Raw genomic sequence first — 13,508 nt, 5'->3', positions numbered from 1 at the left:
GGTCTTCAAGAAATCGATGCGGGCAGACAGGGCAGCAACCCGCGCAATGCGGGGCGGTGGTGCCCATTCCGGCCGGTGACGGGCGTGGCATGCCACAGGGCATGGACGATGGCCTGCTCCACGCTGTCGGCCGCTGCCTGGAACAGGCCGTCCAGCAAGGTTTCGTGCAGCATCGGCGTGGCCGGCATGGGTTGGTCCGCCAGATGCGGCACGGTGTAGCCCGTGGAGAACGCCAGGGCGATGTCGCCGCTGCCATGGCCGTAGACCGAGCCGGTGCGGGCCAGTCCTGCGCCCGCGCGCAGGGCTAGGCGGTTCAGTTGGCGGGCATCCAGAGGCGCATCGGTGGCGAGCACCATGATGATGGAGCCGCGTTCGGTCTCCGCAGACTGCGCGCGCGCTCTGTCGTCCAGCAGGGTGGCCACTTCGGCACCGATGGCCTTGCCGCCCCACACCAGGTTCGGAAGCAGCCCGTAGTTGGCCAGCACCAGTGCGCCGACCGTGCAGATGCCCCCCTGGCGCAGCGGCACCCGGCGCGACGCCGTGCCGATGCCGCCTTTCAGCTGGAAACTCGACATACCCCGCCCCGCGCCCACCGAACCCTGTGCAAAGCGCGCGCCGGCGTTGCTGCACGCCGCCAGGTAGTCGCCTCCGTCCAGGGCCATGCGCTGGATGTCGTTCAAAAAACCGTCATTGCACTCCAGCACCAGCGGATTGACCGTGGGCAACGCCCTGCCCGTCTCCGGATTGGCCTCGATGCATTGGCGGATCTGCGCCTGGGCCATGGCACTGACGGAGAAGGTGTTGGTCAACGCGATGGGCGTCTCCAGTTGCCCCAGCTCCGCCAACTGCACCAGGCCCACGCTCTTGCCGAAGCCATTGATCACCGCCGCACCGGCCGGCACCTTGTGGCGATAGGGGTCCAACCCATGCGGATGGATCACGGTGACGCCGGTCTGCACCGGACCGTCATCGCGCGTCGCATGCCCCACGGTCACGCCCGCCACGTCGGTGATGGCATCGAGCGGCCCGGCCAGCAGGTTGCCGATGCGTGGCGGCACCAATGCCGCCGTGATGCCTGTCGAAGACGGTCTCATGACTGCCGGTCGATCTTCGGGTCGAGGGCATCGCGCAAGCCGTCCCCCAGCAGATTGAAGGCGAGCACGGTCAGGAAAATGGCCAGGCTAGGGAACAGCGCCACGTGCGGTGCGTTCACCATGTCCGCACGGGCCTCGTTGAGCATGGCGCCCCATTCCGGCGTGGGCGGCTGCGCGCCCATGCCCAGAAACGACAGGCTGGCAGCCGTGATGATCGAGGTGCCCACGCGCATCGTGAAGTACACGACGATCGAAGAGATCGTGCCCGGCAGGATGTGCCGCACGATGATGGTCCAGTCCGACGCACCGATGCTGCGCGCCGATTCGATGTAGGTCATCTGCTTGAGCACCAGCGTGTTGCCGCGCACCAGCCGCGCGAAGGCCGGCACGCTGAACACCGCCACGGCCACGATGACGTTTGTCATGTTGCTGCCCAGGATGGCCACCACGCCGAGCGCCAGCAAGATGCCGGGGAAGGCGAACAGCACGTCCGAGATGCGCATCACCACGCGGTCCCACCATCCCTCGTAGTACCCGGCCAGCAGACCGAGGGTCGTGCCGATCAGGCAGCCGATGAGCACCGACAGGAATCCCGCCGCCAGCGAGATTCGCGCGCCCATCAGGATGCGGCTGAAGATGTCGCGCCCCAGCGGGTCCACGCCGAACCAGTGGACGGCCGATGGCAGTTCGTTCAGCCTTTCGTAATCGAAAAAGCCTTCGGGGTCGTAAGGCACCAGGACCGGTGCCAGCACGGCCACCAGCACCAGCAGCAGCACGAAAGCCAGCGCCACCATGGCCACGCGCTGCTTCTTGAACTTGCGCCAGAACTCGCGCCAGGGCGTGCGGACCGCGCCGGAACTGGCAGCGGCAGGCGCCACCGAGGCGGCCGCCAGTTGCGCGGCATCGGGGAGCGTGGGAATGGAAGGCGTGGTCATACCGTCTCTTCGTGTTCGTGGAATGGGATGCAGGCCGCCGTGGTCACTTGTAGCGGATGGTGGGATTGATGAAGCCGTAGAGCATGTCCACCACGAGATTGATGAGGATGAACTCCAGCGAGAACAGCAGCACCAGCGTCTGGATCACGGGGTAGTCCCGCATGGTCACGGCATCCACCAGCAGGCGACCCAGGCCCGGCCAGTTGAAGACGGCCTCCACCACGATGGAGCCGCCCAGCAAGAAGCCGAACTGCAGCCCCATCATGGTGATGACGGGAATGAGCGCATTGCGCAGGCAATGCTTCAGGATCACGAGGCGCTCGTTGAGCCCCTTGGCGCGCGCCGTGCGCACGAAGTCTTCCTGCACCACCTCGACGAACGAGGCCCGGGTGAAGCGCGCCATCACCGCGGCGACGGCGGCCCCCAGCGTGATGGAGGGCAGGATGTAGTGCTGCCAGCTTGTCGCCCCCACCGTGGGCAGCCAGCCCAGGTTGACCGAGAACACCTGCATCAGCACCATGCCCAGCGCGAACGCGGGAAACGAGATGCCCGACACCGCCAGCGTCATGCCCAGCCGGTCGGGCCATTGATTGCGATACACGGCCGAGATGATGCCGATGCCCATGCCGAAGATGACTGCCCAGACCATGCTGGTGACCGTGAGCGCCAGCGTGGGCATGAAGCGCTCGCCGATCTCGGCCGCCACCGTGCGGCCAGTGCGGATGGACTTGCCGAAGTCGCCCTGCACCATGCGCGTGAAGAAGTGCACGAACTGCTCGGGCAGCGGCCTGTCCAGGCCCAGGTCGTGGCGCACTACCGCGACGGCGGCCTCGTCGGCGTCCTGCCCCGCCGCCAGGCGCGCGGGGTCGCCGGGCAGCATGTGGACGAACAGGAACACCAGCACAGCCACGATCAGCAGCGTGGGCAAGAGTCCCAGCAGTCGTTTGAGAAAGTAGTTCAGCATGGGTGCAGCGCTGCGCGTGCAGCAATGTGTTTGTTATGAAAACAACAGCAGCCCACGCACACCAGATCAGCGTGCGGGGCTCTTTTCGCCTGTTACTTCAGGTCGATCTCGTCGCTGTTGATGTTGCCGTCGGGCATCACGTGCACGCCGGACAGGCGCTTGGCGTGGGCGTACAGCACGTCCTCCGTCACCAGCGGGATGCGCGGCAGGTCCTTGGCGAGCTGCTCCTGCGCGGTCTTGTAGAGCGCTTCGCGCTCGGCGCCGTTGGTGGTCAGCAGCGCCTTGGCGATGGACTCGTCCACCACGGGGTTGCTATAGAAGGCGTAGTTCGCCAGCTTCGGCGCCCAGGACTCCGTGGAGAACAGGGGGCGCAGCGCCCAGTCGGCCTCGCCGGTGGAGGAAGACCAGCCGATGTAGTACAGGCGCACCTTGGCGGTCTTGGGATCGGGCCATGAATCCACCTGCTCGGCGCGCTGGCCGGGCTCCAGCGCCTGCACCGACACCTTGATGCCGACCTGCTGCAACTGCTGCTGGATGAACTGGATCACCTTCTGGCTGGTGGTGTTGTTGTAGCCGCTCCACAGCACGGATTCGAAACCGTTGGGGTAGCCCGCTTCCTTTAGCAGTTCCTTGGCCTTGGCCACGTTGTAGGGAATGGGCTGCATCTTCACCGCGTATTCCACACCCTGCGGCACGAAGCCCTGGGCCGGGAAGGCATGGCCGTTGAAGGCCACCTTGGCCAGCGCTTCCTTGTTGATGGCGTAGCCGATGGCTTCGCGCACCTTGGGGTTGTCATACGGCTTTTGCAGCATGTTGAAGGTGAGGAAGCGCTGGATGATCGACGGCGCGGACACCACCGTGACCTTGTCGCTTTTCTTGAGCGTGGCGATCTGCTCATAGGGCAGCGTGAAGGCGAAGTCGGCCTCGCCCGTCTGCAGCATGGCGGCGCGGGTGTTGTTCTCGATCACAGGCTTCCAGGTGACCTGATCGACCTTGGGATAGCCCTTCTTCCAGTAGCCCGCGAACTTCTTGCCCACGATGGCCTCGGTCTGCTTCCATTCGACGAACTCGAACGGGCCGGTGCCCACGGGGTGGAAGGCGATGTCCTTGCTGCCCCACTTGGCCAGCGCGGCGGGCGAGATCATCGCGGCCGAGGCATGGGCCAGCGCATTGATGAAGGGGCCGAAGGGCTCCTTGAGCGTGATGCGCAGCGTGGTCGGGTTCACGGCCTCGACCTTGGCGACGCGGTTGAACTGGTTGGCGCGCAGCAGGCGATTCTCGGGGTTCATCACGCGGTCGAGGGTGGCCTTGGCCGCGGCGGCGTTGAAGTCGGTGCCGTCGTGGAACTTGACGCCCGAGCGCAGCTTGAAGGTATAGACGAGGCCGTCGTTCGACACTTCGTAGCTCTCGGCCAGCACGTTCTTGACCTTCATGTCCTTGTCGAACGCGAACAGGCCTTCGTAGAAACTCTTGGTCACGGCCGTGGTGATGGTCGTGTTGGTGTTGTAGGGGTCGAGCGTCTCGGGCTGCTGGTAGATGGCCAGCACGGCGTTGCCGGCGGCCAGTGCGGGGCCGGACATGGCCAGGGCCAGCAGGCTGAAGGCGATGCGGCGGGTGGAAGCTTTCTTCATGGGTGAACTCCGGTGTGGAAAAGATCAGGGGTTTTCAAAATGGATAGCTGCTTTCGCTTGTCAGGCAAGCGCTGAAGGTCGATCTGAGTTGGAAACGTCACCCCCCTTGCGGCGCCACGAAATGGCCGGGTCCCACCTGCACCATCGGCAGCACCACGGGCTCGTCGCCCACCGCGCGGATGGGGCTGGGAATGTCCCCCTCCAGCAGCGTGCGCCTGAGGTGCCGGCGCGCCGGGTCGGCGACGGGCACGGCGGACATGAGCTTTTTGGTATAGGCGTGCTGCGGGTTCTCGAAGATCGCGCGGCGCGGTCCGATCTCCACGATCTGGCCGAGGAACATCACCGCCACGCGGTGGCTGATGCGCTCGACGACGGCCATGTCGTGCGAGATGAAAAGAAACGCCACCCCCAGTTCGCGCTGCAGGTCCAGCATCAGGTTGACGATCTGCGCCTGGATGGACACATCCAGTGCCGACACGGATTCGTCCGCCACCACCACCTTGGGGTTGAGGGCCAGCGCCCGTGCGATGGCGATGCGCTGGCGCTGGCCGCCCGAGAACTCGTGCGGGTAGCGCTGCGCGTAGTCGCGCGGCAGCCCCACCTTTTCCAGCAGCCAGTCCACGCGCTCCTGCGCCTGCCGGCCGCTGGCCACCTTGTGCACCAGCAGCGGCTCCATGATCGAAAAGCCGACGGTCAGGCGCGGGTCGAGGGAGGCGAACGGGTCTTGGAAAATGAACTGGATGTCGCGGCGCAGCGCCTGGACCTCGCTCGTGGGCAGGTCCAGGATGTTGCGCCCACCGAACTCGATGGCACCGCTCTGGCTGTCCACCAGACGCAGCAGCGAGCGGCCCGTGGTGGACTTGCCGCAGCCGGATTCGCCCACCAGCGCCAGCGTCTCGCCCGGATAGAGATCGAAGCTCACCTTCTCCACCGCGTGCACCCGGCGCTTGACGCGGTTGAACAGCCCCGAGCGCAGGTCGAAACGCGTCACCAGGTCTTTCACGCGCAGGATGGGCTGGGCCCCTGCGGGGCGCGTATCCACCGGGGTGGATTGCAGGACTGGCGCCGTGGCGGCATCGCCGGAAGGTCGCAGCAGTTCGAAATGCCGCGGCAGGTCGGTGCCCTGCATGGCGCCCAGCTTGGGCACGGCCGACAGCAGCGCCTGCGTGTAGGCATGCTGCGGGGCGGCGAAGATCTGGGCGGAAGGGCCCTCTTCCACCTTGTCGCCGCGGTACATGACCAGCACGCGGTCGGCCACCTCGGCCACCACGCCCATGTCGTGGGTGATGAAGATCACGCCCATGCGCATCTCTTCCTGCAGCTGGCGGATCAACTGCAGGATCTGCGCCTGGATGGTCACGTCCAGCGCGGTGGTGGGCTCGTCGGCGATCAGCAGTTGCGGCTTGCACGACAGCGCCATGGCGATCATCACGCGCTGGCGCATGCCGCCGGACAGCTGGTGCGGAAACCGGTCGAGCACGTTGCGCGCCTCGGGAATGCGCACCAGCTCCAGCATGCGCAGGGCCTCGGCGCGCGCCGCCGCCCGGTCCTTGCCCTGGTGGTAGCGAATGGACTCCGCGATCTGCTCGCCGGCAGTGAAGACGGGGTTCAGCGAGGTCATGGGCTCCTGGAAGATCATGGCCACGTCGGCGCCGCGCACCGACTGCAGGGTGGCGTTGCTGGCGCGGCGCATGTCCAGCACCTGGCCGCTGCTGCGGCGCAGCGCGATGGAGCCGCCCACGATCTTTCCGCCGCCATGCTCGACCAGCCGCATCAGCGCCAGCGAAGTGACGGACTTGCCCGAGCCCGACTCGCCCACGATGGCCAGCGTTTCGCCCCGGTCCACGTGGAAGGACAGGTTGCGCACGGCGTCCACCGTGCGCTCGGAATTGGCAAAGCGGACCGTCAGATCGTCCACGGCCAGCACGCGCTGCTCTGCAAGGGCCAGGGAGGTCGTCGCGCTCGAAGGGGTTGGGGTCATGGCAGGACAGGGATAGGAAATTCGGTCAGGCGATCAGGCGGCCAGTCGGTCGGTCGGTCGATGCATCGGCCCGTGGGCTTCAGGCATCCGGCGTGCGGAAGATGAAGGACTCGGCCGCGTGGCCGACGCGGGCCACGCCGCGGTACATGCCCTCGGTGTTGAACGGCAGGCACACGTTGCCGTGGCGGTCCACCGCAATCAGGCCACCGGTGCCGCCCACGGCGGGCAGCGCGCCATGCACCACGGCATCGACAGCCGCCTCCAGCGAGGCGCCGCCGTAGGCCATGCGCGCGCAGATGTCGTGCGCCGCGCTCACGCGGATGAAGGCTTCGCCATGGCCCGTGCACGAAACCGCAGCCGTGCGGTCGTCCGCATAGGTGCCTGCGCCGATGAGCGGGCTGTCGCCCACGCGGCCGGGACGCTTGTTGGTCATGCCGCCCGTGGAGGTGGCCGCTGCGAGGTGGCCCTGGGCATCCAGCGCCACCGCGCCCACGGTGCCCATCTTGCGGTCTTCGTCCAGCGCGCGGCCCGAGAGGCCGGCCAGTGCGGCGGCGCCGTCGTGGTCCAGCACCGCGCCCGACTGGCGGGCCTGCGCAGCCAGCAACTGGGCGCGCCGGGCTTCGGTCGAAAAGTAGTGGGGCTCGACCATGGCCAGCCCCGCATCGCGCGCCAAGCGCTCGGCGCCCTCGCCCGCCATGAGGACATGCTGGCCCTGGCGCAGCACCGCGCGGGCCGCCAGGATGGGATTGCGCACGTGGCGCACGCCGGCCACCGCGCCGGCCGCCAGCGTGGCGCCCTCCATCAGCGCGGCATCCAGTTCATGGGTCGCGTCGGCGGTGAACACCGCGCCATGCCCGGCGTTGAAGAGCGGGCAATCTTCCAGCAACTGCACGGCCGTGCATACCGCATCGGCGGCCGACCCGCCCTGCTCCAGCACCACCTGTCCGGCGCGCAGCACGTCCTGCAGCACACCGTGGTAGGCCCGCTCCTGCCGGGCGTCGATCTGCGCGCGGCTCAGCGTGCCGGCACCGCCGTGGATGGCGATCACCGGAACGGGACGGCCGGGAGGAGACGGAAAAACGGTCATGGAAGAAGCGGCAAAACCGGTCAGCGAAGTGGATGGAAACGAATCAATCGGCCAGGCGAAAGGCAGTCGGGGGGCGATGGATGCGGCCGCCGTTCAGGCGCGGCCATTGCCCTTGGCAGCGGGCTTCCTGGCAGTGGTGTCGGCCGAGCGTGGCGCCAGCCGCGTGCGCGAGCTGTCGTGCAGCCAGGGCAGCACCGCCTCGGTCATGCGCGCCGCGGTCTTCACCGACTCCTTGGCCTGGTGCGCCACGGCACTGGTGAGCGCCTCGATCATGGCCAGCGCCGACGATTCGGAATTGGCCGCGTACTGGTTTTCGGTCTGCGCGAACAGGCAGCCGTGGGCGAAGGGCACCAGGGGCGACTGCAGCCCGTCGGTCAGTGCCAGCACGCGCACGCCGCGCTCGAAGGCGCCCTGCGCCAGCACGACGGTATCGGTCAGGTAGCGGGGGTAGCTGATGGCGATGAACAGGTCTTCCTCGCCCATGCGCGGCAGCAGCCGCGCGCCGTAGGACGCACCCGCCACACCGGCCAGCAGGTGCACGCCGTCGCAATGCGCATCCAGCCCGCGCTGCAGCAGACCGGCGAGCCAGCCGCTGGCGCCGAAGCCAGCCAGGTAGATGCGCCGCGCCCCCACGATGGCCTGCACCGCGGCCTCGCACGCGGCCGGGTCCAGGGCCTCGCGCGTGGCGGCGATGTTGCGCTGGCTTTCCTCCAGCGCGGCGGCGAACACGTCGCCGATGCTGCTGGGTTTTTCCAGCTTGATGCGCATCTTCTCGATGGGCGCCAGCATGGCTTCGAAACCGCGCACCAGCTCGGCCCGCAGCATGGGATAGCCGTCCAGACCGATGGCCCGGGCGAAGCGGTTGGCCGTTGCGATGGAAACGCCCACCGCCGCCGCGAGTTCGTCGATGGGCATGGTGGCCGCCTGCAGCGGGTGGGCCAGCACGTAATCCGCCATCTGCTGGTGCGACCGGGTGAGCGTGGGACGCACCCGGCCGATGCGGATGGCGATCGTCGGGGCTTCGGTGCTCGGGTCGGGAATGGCGGACATGGGCGGGTGCCGGGTGGAGAAAGCGTTAGAGCGCTTTTGATAAAAAATTTACAACACCGTCATATTAAAGAAAAAATTCAATCATTCAAAGAATTTTTACAAGCGCATGATGGGTCCCTTCACGGCAGCCCCTCCCGTTGTCTCGGCGCACAAAGCAAGAAGCCCTGCGCACTGCGCAGGGCTTCGATGGCTGGAGGGCCCTCAGCGGGCGGCCCGAGGGGCGAGGGGCGAGGGGCGAGGAACGATCAGTCCGCCTCGATCTTGGAGGCCTTCACCACCTGTGCCCAGTTGGCCAAGTCGGCCTTCACCCGCTCGGCGAGCGGTTGCGGCCCCTGGTAGTCGGCGGTGGCGCCCTGCTCCAGGGCCTTTTGCTGGAATGCGGGGTTTTGCACCACGGTGCGCACATCGGCCACCAGCTTGTCCACCACCGCCTTGGGCACGTGGGCCGGGGCGAACAGCGCGAACCACGACGTGGCATCCACCTTGGGGTAGCCCGCCTCGGCGGTGGTGGGCACGTCCGGCAGGCTGGCCAGGCGCTGCTTTCCGGTGACCGCCAGCACGCGCAGCTTGCCGGCCTGGATGTGGGGCATGAACGGTGGCGCGGTGCCGAAGGTCAGGTCCACCTGCCCGCCCAGCAGATCCTGCAGCGCCGGGCCGGTGCCTTTGTACGGCACGTGCACCATCTTCACGCCGCCCTGCTGCTCCAGCATGGCACCGGTCACGTGCTGCAGCGAGCCGTTGCCGGAAGAGGCGTAGTTGAGCTTGCCGGGATGCGCCTTGGCGTAGGCGATCAGATCGGCCAGCGTCTTCACGGGCAGCCCGTCGCGCACGACGATGATCTGCGGCGCCGACAGCACGTTAGCAATGGGCTGGAAATCCCCCGGCTCCCACTGCTTTTGCCGGGTGAGCAGTGGCGAGATCACGTGATAGCCCGAGTACTGCATGAGCAGCGTGTACCCATCGGGCTCGGCCCGCTTGACGGCACCGGCGGCAATGTTGCCGTTGCCGCCGCCCTTGTTGTCCACCACCACCGACTGGCCCAGCACCGGGCCCAGGGCCTGCGCGAGCATGCGCGCGGACAGGTCCGTGGTGCCGCCCGCGGCGGTGGGCACCACCAGGGTGACCGGCTTGTTCGGATAGCCGCCCTGCGCCCCGGCGGTGCCGGCGAAGGCCGCAGCCAGCGCGACGGCCACCGTTGCCAGGCGGCGGGATGCGCAAGGGTTGGTCGGGGTGACCGTTGTCGCTGTCGCTGTCGCTGTCGCTGTCGTTCTCATGCCATGTCTCCTTGGTTTTTTGAAATTCAAAAGAAAGACGGCCCTGCGGCGGCGGGTCAGGCCCCGCCATCGGTCCGCACGGGCCGGTCGGCCTGCCGTCAATCCAGCTTGGCCCCGGTGTCCTTCACCGCCCGGCCCCAGCGCGCGAGGTCGTCCCGCACCAGCGCAGCCAGCTGGGCCGAGTTGCCCTTGTAGGGCTCGCACCCCACGGCGGCGAGCCGCTCGGCCACGTCTTTCTGCTCCAGCGCCTTGGCCACCTCGGCCTGCAGCCGCGCGACCACGGCGGGCGGGGTGCCGGCCGGCGCGAAAAGCCCGTACCACGGTGTCTGGCCGAAACCCGCCAGCGTCTCGCCGATGGTGGGCACGTCCGGCAAGGCCGCCACGCGCCGCGTGTTCACCACGCCCAGCACCTTGAGCTTGCCGGCCTTGATGAAGGCGATGGAGGACGGCAGGCTCTGCACCGACAGCGGCACCTGCCCACCCACCACGTCCGTGGCCGCCGCGGCGGAGCCCTTGTAGGGCACGTGCTGCAGCGTGATGCCGGCGGTCTTTTGCAGCATCTCGCCGATCAGGTGGTTGAGCGTGCCGTTGCCCGCCGAGGCGATGGCGTACTGGCCCGGGTGGGCCTTGGCCAGCGCCACCAGCTCGGCCACGTTGGACGCGGGAAACGCCGGGTTCGCCACCAGCACATAGCCCGCCGTGGCCAGCGGCGCCACCGGCTCGAAATCCTTCACCGGATCGAACCCGGTGTGCTGGTAGAGCCAGGGGTTGATGACCTGCGCGCTGTCCGCCGTGAGCAGCAGGGTGTAGCCGTCCGGCCGGGCCTTGGCCGCCGCGGCCGTGCCCACGTTGCCGCCCGCACCGGGGCGGTTGTCCACCACCACCGGCTGCCCCAGCTGTTCCGACAGCTTTTGCGCCACCACGCGGGCGATCGCGTCGTTGGCGCCACCGGCCTGCTGCGGCACCACGAGGGTGATCGCGCGCTGGGGGTAGCCCGCCTGCGCCAGGGCCGTGCCCGCCATGCCGCACAGCAGCATGCCCAGCGCCGCGCGGCGCGAGAGTGAATGCGTATCCATCCTTTTTGTCTCCTTGGGTGTTGATCGATGCACCGCGCCGCGCCGGCACGCGGACCTTCCCGCAGGAAAGCCGCTGCCGCCCGGCGTTCAGGCGGCTTCGCGCGCCCGTGCCCGTTCGCGGATCGCCTCGAAGCCGTCCGGCACCGGGTGCAGGTCCAGCCGCCGCCCCGCCTTCACGATCTGGCTGGGAATGTCGTGGCCGATCAGCCCGGGCAACCGGGCCGCCGCGGCGATCAGCTGCGAAAGATCCACGCCCGTGTCGTAGCCCATCCATTGCAGCGCGTGCGCGATCTCCTCGCTGCACACGTTGCCCGACGCACCCGGCGCATAGGGGCAGCCACCCAGGCCGCCGAGCGACGCGTCGAAACGGTCCGCCCCCGCATCGATGGCGGCGAGCACGTTCGCCAACCCCATGCCGCGCGTGTTGTGAAAGTGCAGCGTGAAATCCACCTCCGGCCAGCGCGCCCGGGCGGCAGCGGTGAGATGCGCCACCTGGGTCGGATACGCCATGCCGGTCGTGTCGCACAGGGTGATGCCGCGCACGCCCAGGTCGGCGAAGCGCTGCACCCAGCCGAACACCTGCGCCTGCGCCACCTCGCCTTCCATGGGGCAGCCGAACACGCACGACAGCGACACGTTCACCGCCACGCCCGCGGCCTGGGCGGTGGCCACCACCTGCGACAGCGCCGCGAACGATTGCGCGCGCGCCATGCGCAGGTTGGCCAGGTTGTGCGTCTCGCTGGCGGACATGACCAGGTTCAGCTCGTCGGTGTGCGCCTCGATGGCGCGCTCGGCGCCGCGCACGTTGGGCACCAGCGCGCTGTACACCGTGCCGGGGCGCCGCACGATCTCGCGCATCACGATCTCGGCATCGCGCAGCGCCGGTATCGCCGTGGGCGAGACGAACGCCGTCACCTCGATCTTCGACAGGCCCGCCGCCGACAGCGCATCGACCAGCGCGATCTTGTCTTCCGTGGGCACGAAGGCCTGCTCCATCTGCAGGCCGTCGCGCGTTCCCACTTCCTGCAGGTGGATGCGGCGGCCGTTGCCGCTCCACAAGCCGGCCCGGGCTTCGCGCGTTTCATCCGCCCCGTTCGACGGGTTGCGAGTCGCGGTCATTGGATCACCCCCTTGCTGCGCAGCAGCGCGATCTGTTGGGCGGTCAGGCCCGCCTCGGCCAGCACCGCATCGGTGTCGTCGCCCAGGTGAGGCGCACTGGAGCGAATCGTGCCCGGCGTGCCCGACAGCTTGGGCACGATGCCCGGCACCTCGACCACATAGCCGTCGCGCGTGGTCTGCGGCAGCAGCATGTCGCGGGCGCGGTAGTGCGGGTCTTCGGCGATGTCCTGCGCCGTGTACACCTTGCCGGCGGGCACGCGGGCAGCGCCCAGGCCCTCCAGCACCGCCTGCACGGTGCGCCCGGCCGTCCATTCGCCGATGGCCGCGTCGATCTCCGCCACCCGGGCCACCCGCCCGGCATTGCTGCCCAGGTCGGGCGCCGCCGCCAGATCGGGCCGGCCGATGGCCTCCATCAGCCGCTTGAAGATGCTGTCGCCATTGCCCGCCACCAGCACCCAGCCATCGGTGCACGGATACGCGTTGGACGGCGCGATGCCCGGCAGCGCGCTGCCCGCTGCGCCGCGCACGGCACCGAAGGCGCTGTACTCGGGAATGAGGCTCTCCATCACGTTGAATACGGCTTCGTGCAGCGCCACGTCGATCACCTGGCCTTTGCCGCCGTTCACCTTGCGGTGGTAGAGCGCCGTCAGCACGCCCACGGCGCCGTGCAGCGCCGCCAGCGTGTCGCCGATGGAGACGCCCACGCGCACCGGCACGCGGCCGGGCTCGCCCGTCAGGTGGCGCAGGCCGCCCATGGCCTCGCCGATCATTCCGAAGCCCGGCAGGTCGCGGTAGGGGCCGGTCTGCCCATAGCCCGAGATGCGCAGGATCACCAGCCCGGGGTTGAGCGCATGCAGCGCCTCGGGCGACATGCCCCAGTCCTCCAGCGTGCCGGGGCGAAAGTTCTCGATCAGCACATCGGCCTCGGCGATGAGCCGGCGCGCGATGTCCTGCCCTTCGGGCTGGCGCAGGTCCAGCGCCAGCGAACGCTTGTTGCGCGACTGCACCTGCCACCACACCGAGGTGCCTTCCTTGATCAGCCGCCAGTTGCGCAGCGGATCGCCCGCGCCGGGCGCCTCGATCTTCACCACGTCGGCGCCGAACTCGCCCAGCGTCTTGCCGCAGAACGGCCCGGCGATCAGCTGGCCCATCTCGATCACCCGCACCCCGGCCAGCGCGGCGGGGGCTGCTGTCGTATCCATCATCGTCGTCATTCCTGTCGCGTCCCTTCGTTCGAATGGCGCGGATCATGCCCCGGCCCCCGCCCGCCGCAAAACCCCGATGCGCGACGCCGCCA

At 68.5% G+C, this 13,508-nt stretch carries 11 protein-coding genes; all 11 read right to left on the bottom strand.

Annotated elements, in window-relative coordinates; genetic code table 11:
* Window positions 1–5: 5 nt before the first annotated feature.
* Window positions 6–1,094 carry a P1 family peptidase gene (locus AVKW3434_RS13530; protein WP_284406254.1) on the bottom strand — a complete coding sequence of 363 codons (1,089 nt, stop codon included), beginning with the start codon at window positions 1,092–1,094 and terminating at the stop codon, window positions 6–8.
* Complete coding sequence (gene gsiD, locus AVKW3434_RS13525) at window positions 1,091–2,029, bottom strand: glutathione ABC transporter permease GsiD (RefSeq protein WP_284406253.1); 939 nt, start codon at window positions 2,027–2,029, stop codon at window positions 1,091–1,093. Before gsiD ends, AVKW3434_RS13530 begins: the two co-directional genes overlap by 4 nt.
* A 43-nt stretch (window positions 2,030–2,072) precedes the next feature.
* Window positions 2,073–2,993, bottom strand: a complete 921-nt coding sequence (gene gsiC, locus AVKW3434_RS13520) for a glutathione ABC transporter permease GsiC (protein ID WP_272568664.1) — start codon at window positions 2,991–2,993, stop codon at window positions 2,073–2,075.
* Window positions 2,994–3,085: 92 nt separating this feature from the next.
* On the bottom strand, window positions 3,086–4,624 hold the full coding sequence (gene gsiB, locus AVKW3434_RS13515) for a glutathione ABC transporter substrate-binding protein GsiB (RefSeq protein ID WP_284406252.1): 1,539 nt from the start codon (window positions 4,622–4,624) through the stop codon (window positions 3,086–3,088).
* 97 nt (window positions 4,625–4,721) lie between these two features.
* Window positions 4,722–6,605: a dipeptide ABC transporter ATP-binding protein gene (locus AVKW3434_RS13510; protein ID WP_284406251.1), complete on the bottom strand. Its 1,884-nt coding sequence runs from the start codon at window positions 6,603–6,605 to the stop codon at window positions 4,722–4,724.
* Between the two features lie 79 nt (window positions 6,606–6,684).
* Window positions 6,685–7,692 carry an isoaspartyl peptidase/L-asparaginase family protein gene (locus tag AVKW3434_RS13505; RefSeq protein ID WP_284406250.1) on the bottom strand — a complete coding sequence of 336 codons (1,008 nt, stop codon included), beginning with the start codon at window positions 7,690–7,692 and terminating at the stop codon, window positions 6,685–6,687.
* Window positions 7,693–7,785: 93 nt separating this feature from the next.
* Window positions 7,786–8,742: a MurR/RpiR family transcriptional regulator gene (locus tag AVKW3434_RS13500; protein ID WP_284406249.1), complete on the bottom strand. Its 957-nt coding sequence runs from the start codon at window positions 8,740–8,742 to the stop codon at window positions 7,786–7,788.
* Window positions 8,743–8,987: 245 nt separating this feature from the next.
* Window positions 8,988–10,016 (bottom strand): Bug family tripartite tricarboxylate transporter substrate binding protein, encoded by a 1,029-nt coding sequence (locus tag AVKW3434_RS13495; RefSeq protein WP_284406248.1) that lies wholly within the window; start codon window positions 10,014–10,016, stop codon window positions 8,988–8,990.
* Between the two features lie 98 nt (window positions 10,017–10,114).
* Window positions 10,115–11,092: a Bug family tripartite tricarboxylate transporter substrate binding protein gene (locus AVKW3434_RS13490; protein ID WP_502869080.1), complete on the bottom strand. Its 978-nt coding sequence runs from the start codon at window positions 11,090–11,092 to the stop codon at window positions 10,115–10,117.
* An 87-nt stretch (window positions 11,093–11,179) separates the two neighbouring features.
* Window positions 11,180–12,211, bottom strand: a complete 1,032-nt coding sequence (locus AVKW3434_RS13485; protein ID WP_284406247.1) for a hydroxymethylglutaryl-CoA lyase — start codon at window positions 12,209–12,211, stop codon at window positions 11,180–11,182.
* Window positions 12,208–13,413 (bottom strand): CaiB/BaiF CoA transferase family protein, encoded by a 1,206-nt coding sequence (locus tag AVKW3434_RS13480; RefSeq protein WP_284406292.1) that lies wholly within the window; start codon window positions 13,411–13,413, stop codon window positions 12,208–12,210. The genes AVKW3434_RS13485 and AVKW3434_RS13480 overlap by 4 nt, the downstream gene beginning before the upstream one ends.
* Window positions 13,414–13,508: the final 95 nt, after the last annotated feature.

It is taken from the genome of Acidovorax sp. SUPP3434, assembly GCF_030159015.1.
GTDB lineage: Bacteria > Pseudomonadota > Gammaproteobacteria > Burkholderiales > Burkholderiaceae_C > Paracidovorax.
The sequence above is the reverse complement of the archived record's forward strand: the minus strand, read 5'-3'. Positions and strand labels throughout refer to the sequence as shown.

What these genes read in the sequence shown, in the direction of transcription:
- AVKW3434_RS13530 (WP_284406254.1), bottom strand. Translation starts at nt 1,094, where the DNA reads ATGAGACCGTCTTCGACAGGCATCACGGCGGCATTGGTGCCGCCACGC.
- gsiD (WP_284406253.1), bottom strand. Translation starts at nt 2,029, where the DNA reads ATGACCACGCCTTCCATTCCCACGCTCCCCGATGCCGCGCAACTGGCG.
- gsiC (WP_272568664.1), bottom strand. Translation starts at nt 2,993, where the DNA reads ATGCTGAACTACTTTCTCAAACGACTGCTGGGACTCTTGCCCACGCTG.
- gsiB (WP_284406252.1), bottom strand. Translation starts at nt 4,624, where the DNA reads ATGAAGAAAGCTTCCACCCGCCGCATCGCCTTCAGCCTGCTGGCCCTG.
- AVKW3434_RS13510 (WP_284406251.1), bottom strand. Translation starts at nt 6,605, where the DNA reads ATGACCCCAACCCCTTCGAGCGCGACGACCTCCCTGGCCCTTGCAGAG.
- AVKW3434_RS13505 (WP_284406250.1), bottom strand. Translation starts at nt 7,692, where the DNA reads ATGACCGTTTTTCCGTCTCCTCCCGGCCGTCCCGTTCCGGTGATCGCC.
- AVKW3434_RS13500 (WP_284406249.1), bottom strand. Translation starts at nt 8,742, where the DNA reads ATGTCCGCCATTCCCGACCCGAGCACCGAAGCCCCGACGATCGCCATC.
- AVKW3434_RS13495 (WP_284406248.1), bottom strand. Translation starts at nt 10,016, where the DNA reads ATGAGAACGACAGCGACAGCGACAGCGACAGCGACAACGGTCACCCCG.
- AVKW3434_RS13490 (WP_502869080.1), bottom strand. Translation starts at nt 11,092, where the DNA reads ATGGATACGCATTCACTCTCGCGCCGCGCGGCGCTGGGCATGCTGCTG.
- AVKW3434_RS13485 (WP_284406247.1), bottom strand. Translation starts at nt 12,211, where the DNA reads ATGACCGCGACTCGCAACCCGTCGAACGGGGCGGATGAAACGCGCGAA.
- AVKW3434_RS13480 (WP_284406292.1), bottom strand. Translation starts at nt 13,413, where the DNA reads ATGGATACGACAGCAGCCCCCGCCGCGCTGGCCGGGGTGCGGGTGATC.